Genomic DNA, 16050 nt, shown 5'->3' with positions numbered 1-16050 from the left:
CGCTCGGTGTGCTGCGAGCCTAGGAAGGGCGGCCGGTCGGAATGAGTGGCACGGTGTCACGTCTGCGGGGGTCGGGCATTGCACGGTGTCACCCCTGTTGCGCGTCGTGGGCGAGGAGCGCGATGTGGACGGAGGCGGCCTGCTCGAAGTCGTCCAGGTCGACGCCGAGGCGGCCCTGTATGGCCTCCAGACGGCGGTAGAGGGCCGGCCGGGAGACGTGGTGGAGCTGGGCGGTGCGGGACTTGTTGCGGCCGGTGGCGAGGTAGGTGCGCAGTACGGACAGCAGGTCCTCGTCGGGGCCGCGCAGCAGCCCGTCCAGCTCCCGCTCGGCGAAGGACTGCACGTGGGGGTCGTCGCGCAGCAGCCGGACCAGTCCGCGCAGGTGGATGTCGCGCAGCCGCACGACGGGCGGCGGGTCGAGGGCGGTCGCGGAGTCGGCCACGGCGTCGGCGACGTGCTGGGCCTCGCGCAGCCCGGCGGGTACGTCGTCCCAGGCGGCGCGGGCGTCGGCCGCCGCCACCACGGCGTGGGCGGACGCCGGCTCCGACCGCAGCCGGGCCGCGAAGTGGGCGGTCAGCGCCCTGGCGTCCTGGTCGGGGGCGAGGCTGAGCAGGACGGCGCCGGTGCCGTCGGTGAGTTCCGCGACGATCCCGGGCAGGCCGAGCAGCCGCAGCACGCGGTTCAGCCGGGCGGGCTCCTGGTCGCGGACGACGAGCGGGACGAAGACGCGCCGGTTGACCGGCAGTCCGGCGGCGCGAGCCCGGGGCAGCAGTTGCCGCGCCGGTACGGCACCGCTGACCAGGTCGGTGAGCAGGCTCCGCGCGGACTGCGCCGCCCAGGAGTCCCAGGAGCCGCCGGGGTTCCCGGAGCCCCCGGCGTGGGTGCCGTCGCCGCCGAGCATGCGGTGCAGGACGAGGGCCTCGGCGGCGCGGTCGGCGAGCAGCCGTCCGGCGGCCCGGTCACCGCGGTAGCCGCACAGCACCAGCCGTCCCCAGCGTTCCCCGCGGCCGCTCAGCTCGGCGCGGATCCAGCCGTCGGCCGTACCGGCGCCGGCCTGGCGGGCGATGCGTTCCCAGTCCCGGAGCACGTCGTCGACCGCGGGCCGCTCCCCCGCCGTGGCGAGGACGCGGTGGGCGAGGTTGGTGACGACGACCGGGCAGCCGCCGTGCCGGGCCACCTCGTCGAGGAGGCGCTGCACGGGGGCGCCCGCGGTGATCAGGCCGGTCAGTTCGGTGCGTACGGCCTCGGAGAGGCTGACGGCGGCGAACTTGCGCCGCAGCAGCCGGGACTGCACCTCCTCGGTCAGTTCGGCGAAGGGGAAGGGCCGGTGCAGGACGACCATGGGCAGACCGCATCGCTCGGCCACCCGGCGCATCACCTCCGGCGGGGTGGGGAAGGCGCGGCCGAGGCCGAGTACGACGGCCGCGGCCTCCGCGCGGTGCAGGGAGCGGATGTACTCGCCCTGCTTGTCCTCGTCACCGGCGAGCAGCACCCCGGTGGTGAGCACCATCTCGCCGCCGCTGAGCATCACGCCGACGTCGGCGGCCTCGGCGACGTGCACCCAGCGCACCGGCCGGTCGAGCCGGTGCGCGCCGGCCACCACCTCGGGCTGCCCGGCGAGCACCCGCTCCAGGGTGAGGACCTGACGGACCGACAGGGCGGGTTCCCAGGAGTGGTGCTCCAAGGTCTCCAGGGTGGAGGTCATCGCGGCGGTTCCTCTGCTCGATGCACGGCCCGTGTACGGCTGTCAGATGCTCCGCAGAGCGCGTTCGAGGATCGCGGCGCCCTCCTCGGCCTCCGCGACGGTGAGGGACATCGGCGGGGCGACGCGCAGGACGCTGGTGCTGTGGCCGCCGCCCTTGCCGATGAGCAACCCGCCCGCGCGGGCCTCCTCCAGTACGGTGGACGCCGCCTCGGGGGTGGCCTCGTCGGTGCCGGGCCGGGCCAGCTCGATGCCGATCATCAGCCCGCGCCCGCGCACCTCCCGTACGTGCGGCACCTGGGCGGCGACGGCCCGCAGCCGTTCGATGAGCATGCCGCCGACGCGCCGGGCGTTGCCCTGGAGGTCGTGCTCCAGCAGGTACGTGAGGTTGGCGAGGCCGGCCGCCATGGTGACCTGGGTGCCGCCGAAGGTGGAGATGCTGTTGGCGTCCAGGCAGTTCATGATCTCGGCGCGGGCGATGACGCCGCCGACGGACATGCCGTTGCCGATGCCCTTGGCGAAGGTCACGATGTCCGGCGGGCCGCTGCGCCCGTGGGCCTGCCAGCCCCAGAAGTGCTCGCCGGTGCGGCCCCAGCCGGTCTGCACCTCGTCGGCGATCCACAGGATGCCCCGCTCGTGCAGCACCTCGCGGAACGCGGCGTACAGGCCGTCCGGTGGGGAGGTGAAACCGCCGACGCCCTGGACGGGTTCGGCGATCAGCGCGGCGGGCGGACGGGTGTGGCCGAGGAGGTCCTTGAGGTCCTCGACGCAGGCGTCGACGAAGTCGCGGTCGTCCAGGTGGGCGTAGGGGCCGCGGGTGCGCACTCCGCCGTGGACGTAGAGCGTCTGGAGCGGGGAGAGCGAGGTCGGGGACCAGCCGCGGTTGCCGGTGATGCCGACCGAGCTGAAGGAGCGGCCGTGGTAGCTGTTGCGCATCGCCAGGACGGTGTTGCTGCGCCGGTGGGCGGTGGCGAGCAGCAGGGCGGTGTCGTTGGCCTCGGTGCCGGAGGTGGTGAAGAAGACGCGGGCGTCCGGGACGGCGGAGAGGTGGGCGACGCGCTCGGCGAGTTCGACCATGGGCCGGTTGAGGTAGAGCGTGGACGAGTGGATGATCCGCCCGGCCTGCTCGCTCACCGCCTTGGTCACCTCGGGCAGGGCGTGCGCGGTCATCGTGGTGAGGATGCCGCCGAAGAAGTCGAGGTACTTGTTGCCGGCGGCGTCCCAGACGTGGCGCCCCTCGCCGTGCGTGATCTCCAGCGGGTCCTCGTAGTACAGGGCGAGCCAGTCGGGCAGGACGGCGCGGTGCCGGCCGAACAGGTCCTTGGTCACGGCTGCACCAGCCCTTCGTAGGCGTCGGGGCGGCGGTCGCGGTAGAAGGCCCACTGCTGCCGCACCTCGTCGATGAGGTCGAAGTCGAGGTCGCGGACGAGGAGTTCCTCCTTGGTGTCGCTGGCGGTCTCGCCGACGAACTGCCCGCGCGGGTCGACGAAGTACGACGTCCCGTAGAAGTCGTTGTCCCCGTACTCCTCCTGCCCGACCCGGTTGATCGCGGCGACGAAGTACTCGTTGGCGACGGCCGCGGCGGGCTGTTCGAGCCGCCACAGGTGGGCGGAGAGGCCGCGGTGGGTGGCGGAGGGGTTGTAGACCAGCTGGGCGCCGGCCAGGCCGAGTTGCCGCCAGCCCTCGGGAAAGTGCCGGTCGTAGCAGATGTAGACGCCGACCTTGCCGACGGCCGTGTCGAAGACGGGCCAGCCGAGATTGCCGGGACGGAAGTAGAACTTCTCCCAGAAGCCCTTCACCTGCGGGATGTGGTGCTTGCGGTACGTCCCGAGGACGGTGCCGTCGGCGTCGATCACGGCCGCGGTGTTGTAGTAGAAGCCGGACTGCTCGACCTCGAAGACGGGGACGACGATCACCATGCCGGTCTCGCGTGCGAGGGCCTGCATGCGGCGGGTGGTCGGGCCGTCGGGCACGGGCTCGGCCCATCGGTAGTGCTCGGGGTCCTGGACCTGGCAGAAGTAGGGGGCGTTGAAGACTTCCTGGAAGCCGATGACCCTGGCCCCCTGCCGGGCCGCCTCGCGGGCGTGCTCCTCGTGTTTCGCCACCATGGACTCGGTGTCGCCGGTCCAGGTGGCCTGGACCAGAGCGGCACGTACGACGTTGGCCATGAGCTGCTCCTTCGACACGACGTCAGAGCCTCTACGCCCGTAGAGCAGGCAGTAGAGGGACGAACGTAAGCCTGGCCGGACGGGCTTGCCAAGACCATCGTCGCCAAGCCGTGGTGTCGATCGCGATTCGCACTCCTGTGGGTGAGTGGTGGGACTGGTGGGGTGGTTGAGGCGGGCTTCAGGTGGCGAATCCGGCGACGCGGAGGGCGTGGACGAGGGGGTGGCGTCCGGATCAGGCCGGCTCCGAGGAACGGCGCCCCGCCCGGCTCCGGAAAGATCCGAACGACACCCCCTGGTCCCAGTGGCGTTCGTCGGAGACTTCGTGGACCGCCGCCAGCAGGAGCGGTACGAGGACCGGCGGGGCGGGTTCGACGCTGCGGGCGGCCTCTTCCGGGGTGCGGGCGCGGACGCAGGCGTCGAGGAGCGCGCGGCCCTCGCGGCGCCGGCCCTCGGCGACCAGGCTTTCGGCGGGCAGGGAGGAGGTCTCCCACAGCAGGGTCGTCGGCGCCGAGTCCGGCCTGTTCCGGCCGCGCGGCGAGCAGCGGGAAGCGGGCCCGTGCGCGGCCTCGGCCCAGCAAGGCGTACGCCTCCCCACCGCGCCCTCGGCACGCAGCCGCGTCAGCGCCTCGACGAGGCGGCCGGCCGCTGCCCGGTCCGCCGCCGCGGTCGGTGGCTCGGGCTCCCGCCCCACTGGAGGACTCCGGTCCGGTCCATCCGGTCACGTAGGGAACACCAGCCGTGTCACGCCACCGCTACAGGGGGTTTTCGGGGAGTGGCGTCACACCACCCTCACACCGCCACCAGTGCGCACCGCACCGCCAGCTCGTCCATGGACAGCCCCAGCGCACGGGCCAGCGCGGCCACCGTGAAGAACGCCGGGGTCGGCGCGCGGCCGGTCTCGATCTTGCGCAGGGTCTCGGCGGAGACGCCCGCCTCGGCCGCGACCACCGTCATGCTCCGGTCGCCGCGGGCCGCACGCAGCAGCCGTCCGAGCTGCTCGCCGCGTTCACGCTCTTCGGGGGTCAGGGGGGTGCGTACCATGCCGTCATTCTAATACCGGTTTCCCGTACCGGACCGGGTCGAGTCGAGACCAATTCAAATACCGGTATAGTAATTGGCATGGTGGAACTGAAGACAGACACGTCGATCGATGCCATGCACGAGGCCGGCCAGGTCGTCGCACGCGCCCTGACCGCCGTGCGGCGGGCCGCGGACGTGGGGGTGTCCCTGCTGGAGTTGGACGCGGTGGCGCACGAGGTGCTGCGGGAGTCGGGGGCGGCGTCACCGTTCCTCGGCTACCGGCCCTCCTTCGCCCCGACGCCCTTCCCGGCCGTCATCTGCGCGTCGGTCAACGACGCGATCGTGCACGGCATCCCGGACGGCTACCGGTTGCGCGACGGCGACCTCGTCTCCGTCGACTGCGGCGCGATCCTGGAAGGCTGGGCCGGCGACTCGGCGGTCAGCTTCACCGTGGGCACCCCGCGGGCGGCGGACGTGACGCTGATCGAGTCCGCGGAGCGGGCCCTCGCGGCGGGCATCGACGCGGCCGTCGTCGGCAACCGCATCGGCGACATCGCGCACGCCATCGGCACGGTGTGCCGGACGGCCGGCTACGGGATCATGGAGGACTTCGGCGGCCACGGCATCGGCCGGCGCATGCACGAGGACCCCGGGGTCCCCAACGAGGGCCGGCCGGGACGCGGGCTGCCCCTGCGCCACGGCATGGTCATCGCCATCGAGCCCATGCTGATCGGCGGCGGCCGGGACGACTACCACTGCGCACCGGACGGCTGGACCCTGCGCACGAACGACGGCTCCCGGGCGGCGCACGTGGAGCACACGGTGGCGATCACGGAGGCCGGTCCGCGCGTCCTGACCTCGCGGGACGGCCTCTGAGACGGTCCGGGAGCCGGGGTTCCCGCACATGCCCGCCGGAACAGAACGTGTCATGTTGGGCATGAGCGCACCCCGCCCGGGTTACCCGGCCCCGGCACGTCGATCAGCGAGGCAGCGGAGGACCGGAAACGATGAGCAGCGGCTTCATGGGCCCGGAGGGTGACCCGTTCGCGGAATTCCTGGCACGCTTCTTCGGCGGACCCAGGCCGAGGCAGATCGACATCGGGCGGCTGCTCAGCCAGCCCGCCCGGGAGCTGGTGCGCGGCGCGGCCCAGTACGCCGCGGAGCACGGCAGCCGGGACCTGGACACCGAGCACCTGCTGCGGGCCGCGCTCGCCGCCGAGCCGACCCGGGGCCTGCTCAGCCGGGCCGGTGCCGACCCCGACGCGATGGCGTCGCAGATCGACGAGCGGACCGGCCCGGCGCAGCATCCGCCGGGCGAGGTCCCGCCGCCGACCTCGCTCTCCCTGACCCCGGCCGTCAAGCGCGCCCTGCTGGACGCGCACGAGCTGGCCCGGTCGACCGGCACCGGGCACATCGGTCCGGAGCACGTGCTCGGCGCCCTGGCCGCCAACCCCGACTCGGCCGCCGGGCACATCCTGAACGCGGCCCGGTTCGCACCCTCGGGTCTGCCGACGGAGCCGCCGGACGCCGCGAAGGGCCGCACGGAGGGGCCGCGGTCCACGAACACGCCGACCCTGGACAAGTACGGCCGCGACCTCACCGACCTGGCCCAGCAGGGCCGGATCGACCCGGTGATCGGGCGCGAGGGGGAGATCGAGCAGACCGTGGAGGTGCTCTCCCGCCGCGGCAAGAACAACCCGGTGCTGATCGGTGACGCGGGCGTCGGCAAGACCGCCGTCGTGGAGGGGCTGGCCCAGCGCATCACCGACGGCGACGTGCCCGACGTCCTGATCGGACGCCGGGTGGTCGCGCTGGACCTGACCGGCGTGGTCGCCGGCACCCGCTACCGGGGCGACTTCGAGGAGCGGATGAACAACATCGTGGGCGAGATCCGCGCCCACTCCGACCAACTGATCATCTTCATCGACGAGCTGCACACCGTCGTCGGCGCGGGCGGTGGCGGCGAGAGCGGCTCGATGGACGCCGGGAACATCCTCAAGCCCGCCCTCGCCCGCGGCGAGCTGCACGTCGTCGGCGCCACCACGCTGGAGGAGTACCGCAGGATCGAGAAGGACGCGGCCCTCGCCCGCCGCTTCCAGCCCATCCTGGTCCCCGAGCCCACCACGGCCGACGCGATCGAGATCCTGCGCGGACTGCGCGACCGCTACGAGGCCCACCACCAGGTCCGCTACACCGACGAGGCGCTGGTGGCGGCCGTGGAGATGTCCGACCGCTACCTCACCGACCGCCGGCTGCCGGACAAGGCGATCGACCTGATCGACCAGGCCGGCGCCCGGGTGCGGCTGCGGGCCCGCACCAAGGGCACGGACGTACGCGCCATGGAGCGCGAGGTCGACCAGCTGATCCGGGACAAGGACCAGGCGGTCACGGACGAGCAGTACGAACAGGCCATGCAGCTGCGGGACCGGATCACCGAGCTGAAGCAGCGGATCACCGAGGCCGACGGCGGCGGCGAGGCCGACGAGGGCCTGAACCTGGTGGTAGGCACCGAGTCCATCGCCGAGGTGGTGTCCCGGCAGACCGGCATCCCGGTCAGCAGCCTCACCCAGGAGGAGAAGGACCGCCTGCTGGGCCTGGAGTCCCACCTGCACGAGCGGGTGGTCGGCCAGGACGAGGCCGTACGGGTCGTCTCCGACGCCGTACTGCGCTCCCGCGCCGGGCTCGCCAGCCCCGACCGGCCCATCGGCAGCTTCCTCTTCCTCGGCCCGACCGGCGTCGGCAAGACCGAACTGGCACGGGCACTGGCCGAGGCGCTGTTCGGCAGCGAGGACCGCATGGTGCGGCTCGACATGAGCGAGTACCAGGAACGCCACACCGTCAGCCGCCTGGTCGGCGCCCCGCCCGGCTACGTCGGGCACGAGGAGGCCGGCCAGCTCACCGAGGTGGTGCGCCGGCATCCCTACTCGCTGCTCCTGCTCGACGAGGTGGAGAAGGCGCACCCGGACGTCTTCAACATCCTCCTCCAGGTGCTCGACGACGGGCGCCTGACCGACTCCCAGGGCCGGACGGTGGACTTCAGCAACACGGTCGTCGTGATGACCAGCAACCTGGGCTCCGACGTCATCACCCGGCGGGGTGCGGGTATCGGCTTCGGCGCCGGTGGTTCGGAGGCGGACGAGGAGGCCCGGCGCGAGCAGGTGCTGCGGCCGCTGCGCGAGCACTTCCGGCCCGAGTTCCTCAACCGCATCGACGAGATCGTCGTCTTCCGCCAGCTCAGCGGCGAGCAGCTACGGCAGATCACCAGCCTGCTCCTTGAGGAGACCCGGCGCATGGTGCACGCGCAGGGCGTCACAGTCGACTTCACGGACGCGGCCGTGGACTGGATCGCCGAGCGCGGCTACCAGCCCGAGTACGGCGCGCGCCCGCTGCGCCGCACCATCCAGCGCGAGGTCGACAACGAGCTGTCCCGCCTGCTGCTGGACGGCCGCATCGCGGAGGGCGGCCGGGTGACGGTCGACGTCGAGGACGGGCGGCTGGCGTTCCGGACGCCTGAGCGGCCCGTCCCCGAGCTGTGAATCCCGGCCGGCGGCTGGCGGCTGGTGGCAAGCGGCAGGCCGCTAGCGCACGGGCCGTACCACCATCGCCGAGCCGCCGCCGCGTCGTTCCTTCTCGGCGGCGGCCAGCCACTTGCCGTTCGGCAGCCGCTGCACGCCGGTCGCCGCGCCGATCTCGGGGTTCTGCTTGAAGGAGTGCCCGAGGGCTTCCAGCTCTTCCCGCACGCCGCTGTCGTGGAGACCGGGTTCGAGTTCGGTCTGCGCGGCGTTGCGCTGGCTGGCGCGCGGGGCGGCGATCGCGTCGACGAGCGGGAGGCCGCGGTCGATGACCCCGGTGAGTGCCTGGAGCACGGTGGTGATGATGGTGGCGCCACCGGGCGAACCGACCGCGACGACCGGCTTGTGGTGCTGGTCCAGCACGATCGTCGGCGCGATCGACGACCGCGGGCGCTTGCCGGGGCCCGGCAGGTTCGGGTCGTGGACGGCCGGGTTGGCCGGGGCGAAGGAGAAGTCCGTCAGCTCGTTGTTGAGCAGGAAGCCGCGGTCGGGCACGGTGATGCCGCTGCCGCCGGTCTGCTCGATGGTGAGCGTGTAGGCGACGACGTTCCCCCACTTGTCGGCCACCGTCAGGTGCGTGGTGTTCTCCCCCTCGTACGTCGTCGGCGCCGCCGTGCCGCCGCCCGCGCAGGGGGCGGGGTGCCGCGGGTCGCCGGGAGCGAGGGGGCTGGTGAGCGCCGCGTCGTCCTTGATCAGGCACTCGCGCGAGTCGGCGTACCGCTGGGACAGCAGTTCCTTCGTCGGTACGTCCTCGAAGGCCGGGTCGCCGACCCAGCGCCCCCGGTCGGCGAAGGCGATACGGCTCGCCTCGATGAAGCGGTGCAGGTAACGGGCCTTGCTCGCCTTGGAGAGGTCGGTGCGCTCCAGGATGTTGAGGGCCTCGCCGACCGTGGTGCCGCCGGAGGAGGAGGGCGCGATGGAGTAGACGCCCAGGCCGCGGTACGAGGTCCTGGTGGGCGCCTGGAGCTTGGTCCCGTAGGCCGCGAGGTCCTTCGCGGACAGGTCGCCCGGACGGGCGTTCCAGCCGGAGCCCGGGTCGACGGGCGGCTCGTTGACGGTGTCGACGATGTCCTCGCCGAGTTCGCCGTGGTAGATCGCGCCGACGCCCTCGCGGGCCAGCTCCTTGTAGGTGCGCGCCAGGTCGGGGTTCTTGAACGTGGAGCCGACGACCGGGAGTTCACCGCCCGGCAGGAACAGCTCGGCGGTGTCCGGGAAGTAGCGGAACCGTTGTTCGTTGGCGGCGGTCTGGGAGCGGAAGGTGTCGTCGACGGTGAAGCCGTGCCGGGCCAGGTGCTCGGCGGGCCGCAGTACGGAGCCGAGCTTGCGGCTGCCCCACTTGTCGAGAGCGGTCTGCCAGGTGGCGGGTGTGCCCGGGGTGCCGACGGCGAGGCCGCTGCTGACGGCTTCGGCGAAGGGGATCGGCTCGCCGTTCTCCGTGAAGAGGTTCTCGTCGGCGGTCAGCGGCGCGGTCTCACGGCCGTCGATGGTGCGCACCGTACGGGACTTGGCGTCGTAGTAGACGAAGTAGCCGCCTCCGCCGATGCCGGCGGAGTAGGGCTCGGTGACACCCAGGGCGGCCGCGGTGGCCACGGCGGCGTCGACGGCGTTGCCGCCCTTGCGCAGGATCTCGATGCCGGCGGCGGAGGCGTCCGGGTCGACGCTGGCGACCGCGCCGCCGTAGCCGACGGCGACCGGGGTCTTCGGGGCGGCGGGTCTGCTCTGGGCGGTGGGTGGCGCCGCCGCCCCCACCGACACCACGGCGGCCGAGACCGCCAGGACCGTCAGTTTCCGTGCGACAGGGCGACGCATCCGCACCTCCAGGGAAGGGCCGTTCGGGCAGCTTAGTTGATCGCCATGGTCGCGTCAGGAGCACATGGGGGACGCATACGCCTCCGGCCCCTCGAACACCGGTACGCCGATGCCCGCTAGCATGCGCGCCCATGACTGACGACGTACGCAACATCGTCCTCGGCGTGGTGGCGGCGGGCATCAGTGCCGCGCTGGGCTGGTTCGCCCGTACCTACCTGTGGAAGCGGAGACTCCGCCGCAAGCAGGCGTTCTTCGGGCTGCCGGACAGTTCCGAGTCGCTGCTGGTCGTCAACCGGGACCCCGCCGCCTCCGAACCCGCGGTCCACCGCTTCGACGTCTTCGCGCTGCTGGAGCTGTCCGCGCTGATCAAGGACTGCGGCGCGCACGTCCAGGTGGTCACCCAGGACATGGTCCACCAGGGCTTCGGCGAGCGTACGGAGTTCTGCGTGGGCGGTCCTGGGTCGAACCGGCGCATGGTGGCCCACATGGCGGCCATGCTGCCCGGGGTGCGGATCAACATCGATCCGGAGCCGGGCCCGGACCGCGGCGCCTTCCAGATCGGCGGCGAGCGCTACCGCATGGACGCGGGCGTCACGGAGTACGTCCTGCTGGCCCGTCTCACCGCCGGGGACCGGCGCGAGGCCCGGCCGGCCTTCCTGTTCTGCGGCCAGCGCGCGATCACCAATCAGGCCGCCACCCGCTACCTCGCGCGCCACCACGAGAAGCTCGCCCGCAAGCACGGCAACAACTCCTTCGTGCTGCTGCTGAAGGTGGTCAACTCGCAGGCGTACGGCCCGGATGTCGTCGAACTGGTCGGGGACGTGACCCGGCCGGCGACGAGCCCCCTGCCGGCACCGGCACCGACGACCCGCAACTCCCACCGGGCCTCGTGAGCCGGACGCGAAGCCGGCCTCCCCCTCGCCCGCGGCCTCATCTGCTGGAGACGCGTCAGGAAGACCCGCTCATGATCGTGTTACGAGCTCTTGGAGTCGCTCGCGGCGCTGCCCGAGTCGGATCGAGGCCTCGTCCCGGGAGGAGCGGTCAGAGCGCTGCCGCGATCAGCGCGCCGAAAAAGAGGCAGAGGGGCAGCCCGATCACGCCCCCCGCCATCACCCACCCCATGCGCGGTGTCGAACTCCGCGCGACTCGGCGGCAGAAGAGCGCCATCAGCGCGCAGTAGAAAAGCAGCGGCACTACGACAAAGGTCGCACCGGATCCCATGGTGACTCTTCTTTCCTTTCCCGGGGATTGCGGGTGGCCGGGCTGCCCTTGGACAACCCGGCCACCCGACGTTCAGCCCCTAGGGCGTGAAGTTCTCGGTGAACTCCGTGTGCTGGCCCGTCTGTGAGTCACAGTGCGTGACCTTCTTCGGGCGTACGTTCGGGCCGTCGCCGATCAGTGGCACCGGTGCCTCAATGGCCCACGGATTGCCTCCGCTACCTCGGCCCATCGCGTCGCACTGGCCATAGGCGTGACCGTTGCCCACGGGCAGGTTGCCGAAGTTGCGCCAGTCACCCAGCTTGATCCGCTGGTTGGACGGGCGACCGAGATTGTCGGTCATCTTATCATCGATGTAGACATACAGGTCCGGCATGTAGCTCTGCCACACCAGGCCATTGTTCGGCACCGCGTCCCGGTTCTCCACCAGGTGCGTCGGCTTGACGCTGCCGTCCGCGCAGAAGGCGGCCGCGATGTCCTGCCAGATGGGCGGGGCATTGCCGATCATGCTGCCGAAGGCGTTGTTGTCACCGGAGTTCTTGAAGAACATCGAGTAGATGTCCCCGGCGAAGTCCTGGATGCCCTTATTCGTTTCCGGGTGAGCCTTGACCTTGTCGACCCACGCCTTCACGTTGTCGTTGATGTGCTGGTAGGCGACCATCGCCCGGTAGCCGTGCACACCGCCGCCCACGGCGCGGAAGTCCACGCACTTCTGGTCGGTGTCCAGGCGCGCCCCGCGGAAGTGCGGGAAGTACGCCTGGCCGGGGGTGTCACCGGTGGTGTACGGGGTCACGTACTGGTCGCGGCCGTACTCGAGCGCGTCATACGTCGTGTAGTTGATGTTCGGCTTCGGGATGCCGTAGTCCGCCTCGATCGCCTTGATGAGATCGGTGACGAAGTGCGGCAGGTGTGCGTTGCCGACGCGGACCTTGTAGCCCGCCGACTCGCTGCCCGGGATGATCTTCCCGGTCGACTCGTCGACGATGTAGCTCACATCGACATCGCTCTTGATCTTGTAGCTGTTGTCGTCCTGGAACGCCACGCTCGCCGGCTGGGAGGTGTCCGGACGCTGGTTGGCCATGGCCATCCACACCGGGATGGACATGGCGGGCGCCGAGCCGTCCGCGCGGACCTTGTTGCCGCCCGCCTTGACGTCCTGGTACCACTTCTCGGCGGCGTCATAGGTCTTCTGGCCGCTGCACTCGCCCACCGGGGTGGCCGTGGGGCAGCGCGCCCGCCAGGTGATGCCGTAGTGGTCCGCCTCGGGATTCTGCCAGTAGGGGCCCGACTTCGCGTGGCCGATGCCCCAGTTGTACAGGGTTGTCATCGTGCGCAGCGGGGTCTCCATCTCCGCCGGCATGTTGGAGTTGAGGTCCTGGTTGGGGTCGAAGACCGCCGCGGCCGTCAGGCTCCGCTCCACGTACTTGCCGTTGATCGGCGTGACCGCGACGGCGTCGTAGGCGATGTCCTTGTCGCCCGTGCCGCCCGGCGCGATCGTCGAAAGGGTCACCTTGGGCCTGCCGTTGAACATGAAGGCGCCGATGGAGACCCAGCGGTTCTTGTCCCCCATCTGGTTGACGACTCGAGTACGGACACCGTTGGCAGTGTGGATCTTGTACTGGGCGCGCGTCTCGTGCGCGCCGTGATCAGGCAGATGCACCCATATCTTCGCCGGGCCGTTGACGTCCTTGTTCAGGGTCCAGGAACCGGTGAACTCCAGGCGCTGGCCCTTGGCGTCGTCCGAGCGCGAGTGGCCGAAGTAGAAGTGGCCGCCCGCACCCGCGCCCAACTGGTGCAGGTCGACCTTGGAGGGCCAGCGATTGGGCCCGCCGATCGTCGGGTGCGCGCCGTCTCCGTCACCGAAGTCGATCGAGAAGGTGCCCTCGTTGGTCCAGGACGTGTTCGAGCATCTTTGCGCCGGAACGCCCGACGGCAGATTGTCGATGATCATCGATCCGGCCGGGAGGTCCGAGTTCGGGGAGCAGTTCGGCGGATACGCGGTGCCGTCCGGCTCCTCGGCCCAGGTGGCCGGGAAGCGCGTGAAGTCGTTGCCGCACGAGTAGTCGCAGTCCGTCTTCCAGGTGACCGGCATGTGCCACCAGCACTTGAAGTCGCTGCGGGTGCAGGGGCCCAGACCCGTCTCGTTCTGCGCCCCGTCCGAGATCTTTCCGGGGTCGCATTCGTTGCCCGCGGCGCAGAACGTGTTCTCCGGCGGCTTGGCCTTGGCACGGTTCTGCACGGCGGAGCCGTCGACGGACGCGCCGCCCTCGGTGCCGTTCCACCAAGCCGCGCGGAACGCGGGGACCAGCTTGCCGGGCGCCTCGAGGAAGGACGGCGGGTGCGCGGCGAAGCCGATCACCTTCTCCTGGTACGGCCAGTCCTGCGGGTGCGCCGCGTCGGAGGCCTCCTCGTTGCCCGCCGAGTCCTCCATGAACGGTGACCGAGCCGCGTCCCACATCGGGTTGGCGGGGTTGTTCGCCCAGCCCACGCCCCACGGGCTGCCATCACCCTTGTTCGCATAGAAACCGGCGTTGTACGCCCACAGCGCGAACGACCAGTTCTCGATCTTCGCCGGGTTGCCGTTGTTGATCTGCAGACCGGCCTTCTTGGTCTCGTTCCACTTCGAGACGAGGATCTGCAGGCCCGCCGCGACGTTGGCGGTGTAGTCCAGCGCGACCGCGCGCTGCTTCTCGTAAGGCCAGGCCTCACCACCGTGACCGTCCTCGCGACCTGCCATCCGCATGTGGTCGGTGACCTGGGTGATGCCGTAGCCGCAGTCGGCCTCCGGCCAGGCGATGTCCCAGTCGTTGGCGGAGTCGCCGTCGTAGTAGTCGATGCCGTAGTAGTTGCCGATCAGTGGGCTGCTGCTGACGCCGGGCACCGCGACGCGCGATGCCTGCCACATGTTCGACTCCTGCGCGGTGACGCCAAGCATCACCTGAGCGGGCACGCCGCCGCCGCCCTCGAGGGCCGGCTTCGGGAAGAGGGTCTGCGGCTGGTACGCCGGCATGCCCAGGCTCTTCCAGTTCGCAGGACGGCTGATGTGCGTGTTCAGATTGCCGCGGATGGCCTGGTTGACCGCCCACTCCACCTGGCGCGGCTTGGGCTGGGTGGCCTGGTTCCGCGGATCGTTGCGCGGTACGGAGCAGACACGCTCGGACTCGACGATCTCGTTGCGGTCCGCGGACATGGTGCTGATGCCGCCCTCGGCGGCCGCGCTGTCCTTGGGCGCCGCGAGCGCGGGGCTGCGGTCCAGTCCCTCGGAGAACGCGGCGCTGGTCCGCTCACCCGGCTCGATGGTGAACTCGGCCCCCTCACCGCTGTCCACAGCCGTCAGCTTGACATTGACCGGGCGCACGGCATCCGGCTTGTCGGCGCGGATCAGGGCACCCTGCCCGTCGGTCCAGGCGGTCTCGGTCAGCACGGCCTCGCCGCGCGTGGAGACCCTGGCGTCCTTCGGTGCCTTGGCCAATTGGCGTACGGCAGACGGAAGGTTCTGACCTGGGATGCGCTTCGCCTTGCCGGTCAGATACACCTTTCCGGCGCTGCGGGACAGCCCGGTCTCGGTCAGCGGGCCCTCGGCGAACGCAGGCGCCTTGGCCTTGCGGACGTCCGGGGAGGCGATCTGCGCGGCGGTAAGGCGCTTGGCCCGTGCCGACTGCTCGCCGGCGGCCGACCGCGGGGCTTGCCCCTTGCCGAGCTTCGCCTTGGCGGGCTGGTCGCGGTCGAGGAAGACCACGCCGCCGTCCGCGTCGGCGGCGATCCGGTGCGGCACCGATTCGGTGTTGAGCAGGGCGGTCTTGTGGCCCTGGGCGTTCACCTTGACGAGCTGTGCGCCCATCGCGCCGACAAGCGAGCCGTCCTTGGTGACGACGGCCGAGGTCAACTGGCCCTTGGTCTCGATGGGCTTGGCGAGCTTGCCGGTCGCCGCATCGATACGGACCAGACGGGTGGCGTTCTTGGTCTCGTCACCGGCCTGGGTCAGTACGGCGCTCTCGCCGACGCCGCAGCCGGGATTGAAGTACGCGAGCGTCGACTGCAGCTTCAGCTTGGTGACCTGACCCGTCTCCAGGTCGACCACCGCGGTGAAGGCGCCGCGTGCCATCAGCTCGGGCTCGTTGGTGAACGTCCGCGGTGCGTACACCACGACCGCGCGCTTGCCGGAGCCGGTCACACACGCGTTGCCGATCCACGAGTCCGCGTCGAAGCCCGGCTCGGACAACGAGGCCGTGGTCTGCCACTGATAGCCCGTGCTCTCGCGTGCAGTCAGCAGGTGGAAACCCCGTACGTCGCCGGAGGTGGTCCAGGCGAGGTCGCCGGACTTCTTGTAGTCCTCCCCCAGGACGGCCGCACGCTCGGCGGACGGCACGGAGTCCTTCCGCTGCGCTTCTGGCTTCGACTGCACGGACGGCGACTTGCCGACCGTGTCGTCGGCCCAGGCCGAGGCCTGGACCGTCCCTCCCAGCACGGCCGTGGCGACGAGTGTCACCACGGAGCTTCGTGCTCTCTTGCGGAATCTCAACGATTCTCCTTGTGTTGACCGGCGCCCGTGCCACTGAGC

Annotated in this window: 11 protein-coding genes; 3 read left to right on the top strand and 8 right to left on the bottom strand. The window is 71.1% G+C overall.

Going from position 1 to position 16050, the window contains the following annotated elements; all coding sequences use genetic code 11:
• Nucleotides 1-88: 88 nt before the first annotated feature.
• The 5 genes from ACFW48_RS27870 to ACFW48_RS27850 all read right to left on the bottom strand — a co-directional run bounded on the left by ACFW48_RS27870 (nt 89) and on the right by ACFW48_RS27850 (nt 4911).
• Entirely contained in the window at nt 89-1705 is a 1617-nt protein-coding gene (locus ACFW48_RS27870; RefSeq protein ID WP_386319015.1) for a PucR family transcriptional regulator, read from the bottom strand.
• 42 nt (nt 1706-1747) lie between these two features.
• Nucleotides 1748-3031 (bottom strand): aspartate aminotransferase family protein, encoded by a 1284-nt coding sequence (locus ACFW48_RS27865; RefSeq protein WP_386319012.1) that lies wholly within the window; start codon nt 3029-3031, stop codon nt 1748-1750.
• Nucleotides 3028-3870 carry a nitrilase-related carbon-nitrogen hydrolase gene (locus tag ACFW48_RS27860; RefSeq protein ID WP_386319009.1) on the bottom strand — a complete coding sequence of 281 codons (843 nt, stop codon included), beginning with the start codon at nt 3868-3870 and terminating at the stop codon, nt 3028-3030. Before ACFW48_RS27860 ends, ACFW48_RS27865 begins: the two co-directional genes overlap by 4 nt.
• 232 nt (nt 3871-4102) lie before the next feature.
• The gene (locus ACFW48_RS27855; protein ID WP_386319006.1) at nt 4103-4561 is read right to left on the bottom strand and encodes a hypothetical protein; all 459 of its coding nucleotides are present in this window, start codon (nt 4559-4561) and stop codon (nt 4103-4105) included.
• A 98-nt stretch (nt 4562-4659) separates the two neighbouring features.
• A complete protein-coding gene (locus ACFW48_RS27850; RefSeq protein WP_386319003.1) occupies nt 4660-4911 on the bottom strand; it encodes a helix-turn-helix domain-containing protein in 252 nt (83 codons plus the stop codon).
• A 78-nt stretch (nt 4912-4989) separates the two neighbouring features.
• On the opposite strand from ACFW48_RS27850, the gene map reads away from it, so the two are divergent.
• On the top strand, nt 4990-5766 hold the full coding sequence (map, locus tag ACFW48_RS27845; protein ID WP_386319000.1) for a type I methionyl aminopeptidase: 777 nt from the start codon (nt 4990-4992) through the stop codon (nt 5764-5766).
• Nucleotides 5767-5897: 131 nt separating this feature from the next.
• Nucleotides 5898-8426, top strand: coding sequence for an ATP-dependent Clp protease ATP-binding subunit (locus ACFW48_RS27840; RefSeq protein ID WP_386318997.1), 2529 nt, complete (start codon nt 5898-5900; stop codon nt 8424-8426).
• 42 nt (nt 8427-8468) lie between these two features.
• Here the strand turns inward: ACFW48_RS27840 and ggt are convergent, their stop codons facing one another.
• Complete coding sequence (gene ggt, locus ACFW48_RS27835; protein ID WP_386318994.1) at nt 8469-10271, bottom strand: gamma-glutamyltransferase; 1803 nt, start codon at nt 10269-10271, stop codon at nt 8469-8471.
• Between the two features lie 131 nt (nt 10272-10402).
• Here ggt and ACFW48_RS27830 point away from each other — a divergent pair, with 131 nt between their 5' ends.
• Entirely contained in the window at nt 10403-11164 is a 762-nt protein-coding gene (locus tag ACFW48_RS27830; RefSeq protein ID WP_386318991.1) for a hypothetical protein, read from the top strand.
• Nucleotides 11165-11312: 148 nt separating this feature from the next.
• On the opposite strand, the gene ACFW48_RS27825 is transcribed toward ACFW48_RS27830, so the two are convergent.
• Together ACFW48_RS27825 and ACFW48_RS27820 are read right to left on the bottom strand one after the other, a co-directional pair.
• On the bottom strand, nt 11313-11492 hold the full coding sequence (locus tag ACFW48_RS27825; RefSeq protein ID WP_386318988.1) for a hypothetical protein: 180 nt from the start codon (nt 11490-11492) through the stop codon (nt 11313-11315).
• Between the two features lie 79 nt (nt 11493-11571).
• The gene (locus ACFW48_RS27820; protein WP_386318985.1) at nt 11572-16011 is read right to left on the bottom strand and encodes a hypothetical protein; all 4440 of its coding nucleotides are present in this window, start codon (nt 16009-16011) and stop codon (nt 11572-11574) included.
• Between the last annotated feature and the right edge of the window lie 39 nt (nt 16012-16050).

It is taken from the genome of Streptomyces sp. NPDC058812 (assembly GCF_042744565.1).
GTDB classification, from domain to species: Bacteria; Actinomycetota; Actinomycetes; order Streptomycetales; family Streptomycetaceae; genus Streptomyces; species Streptomyces thinghirensis.
Note: the sequence above shows the minus strand (reverse complement) of the source record. Positions and strands in the feature narration are given on the sequence as shown.

What these genes read in the sequence shown, in the direction of transcription:
- map (WP_386319000.1), top strand. Translation starts at nt 4,990, where the DNA reads ATGGTGGAACTGAAGACAGACACGTCGATCGATGCCATGCACGAGGCC.
- ACFW48_RS27840 (WP_386318997.1), top strand. Translation starts at nt 5,898, where the DNA reads ATGAGCAGCGGCTTCATGGGCCCGGAGGGTGACCCGTTCGCGGAATTC.
- ACFW48_RS27830 (WP_386318991.1), top strand. Translation starts at nt 10,403, where the DNA reads ATGACTGACGACGTACGCAACATCGTCCTCGGCGTGGTGGCGGCGGGC.
- ACFW48_RS27850 (WP_386319003.1), bottom strand. Translation starts at nt 4,911, where the DNA reads ATGGTACGCACCCCCCTGACCCCCGAAGAGCGTGAACGCGGCGAGCAG.
- ACFW48_RS27860 (WP_386319009.1), bottom strand. Translation starts at nt 3,870, where the DNA reads ATGGCCAACGTCGTACGTGCCGCTCTGGTCCAGGCCACCTGGACCGGC.
- ACFW48_RS27870 (WP_386319015.1), bottom strand. Translation starts at nt 1,705, where the DNA reads ATGACCTCCACCCTGGAGACCTTGGAGCACCACTCCTGGGAACCCGCC.
- ACFW48_RS27825 (WP_386318988.1), bottom strand. Translation starts at nt 11,492, where the DNA reads ATGGGATCCGGTGCGACCTTTGTCGTAGTGCCGCTGCTTTTCTACTGC.
- ggt (WP_386318994.1), bottom strand. Translation starts at nt 10,271, where the DNA reads ATGCGTCGCCCTGTCGCACGGAAACTGACGGTCCTGGCGGTCTCGGCC.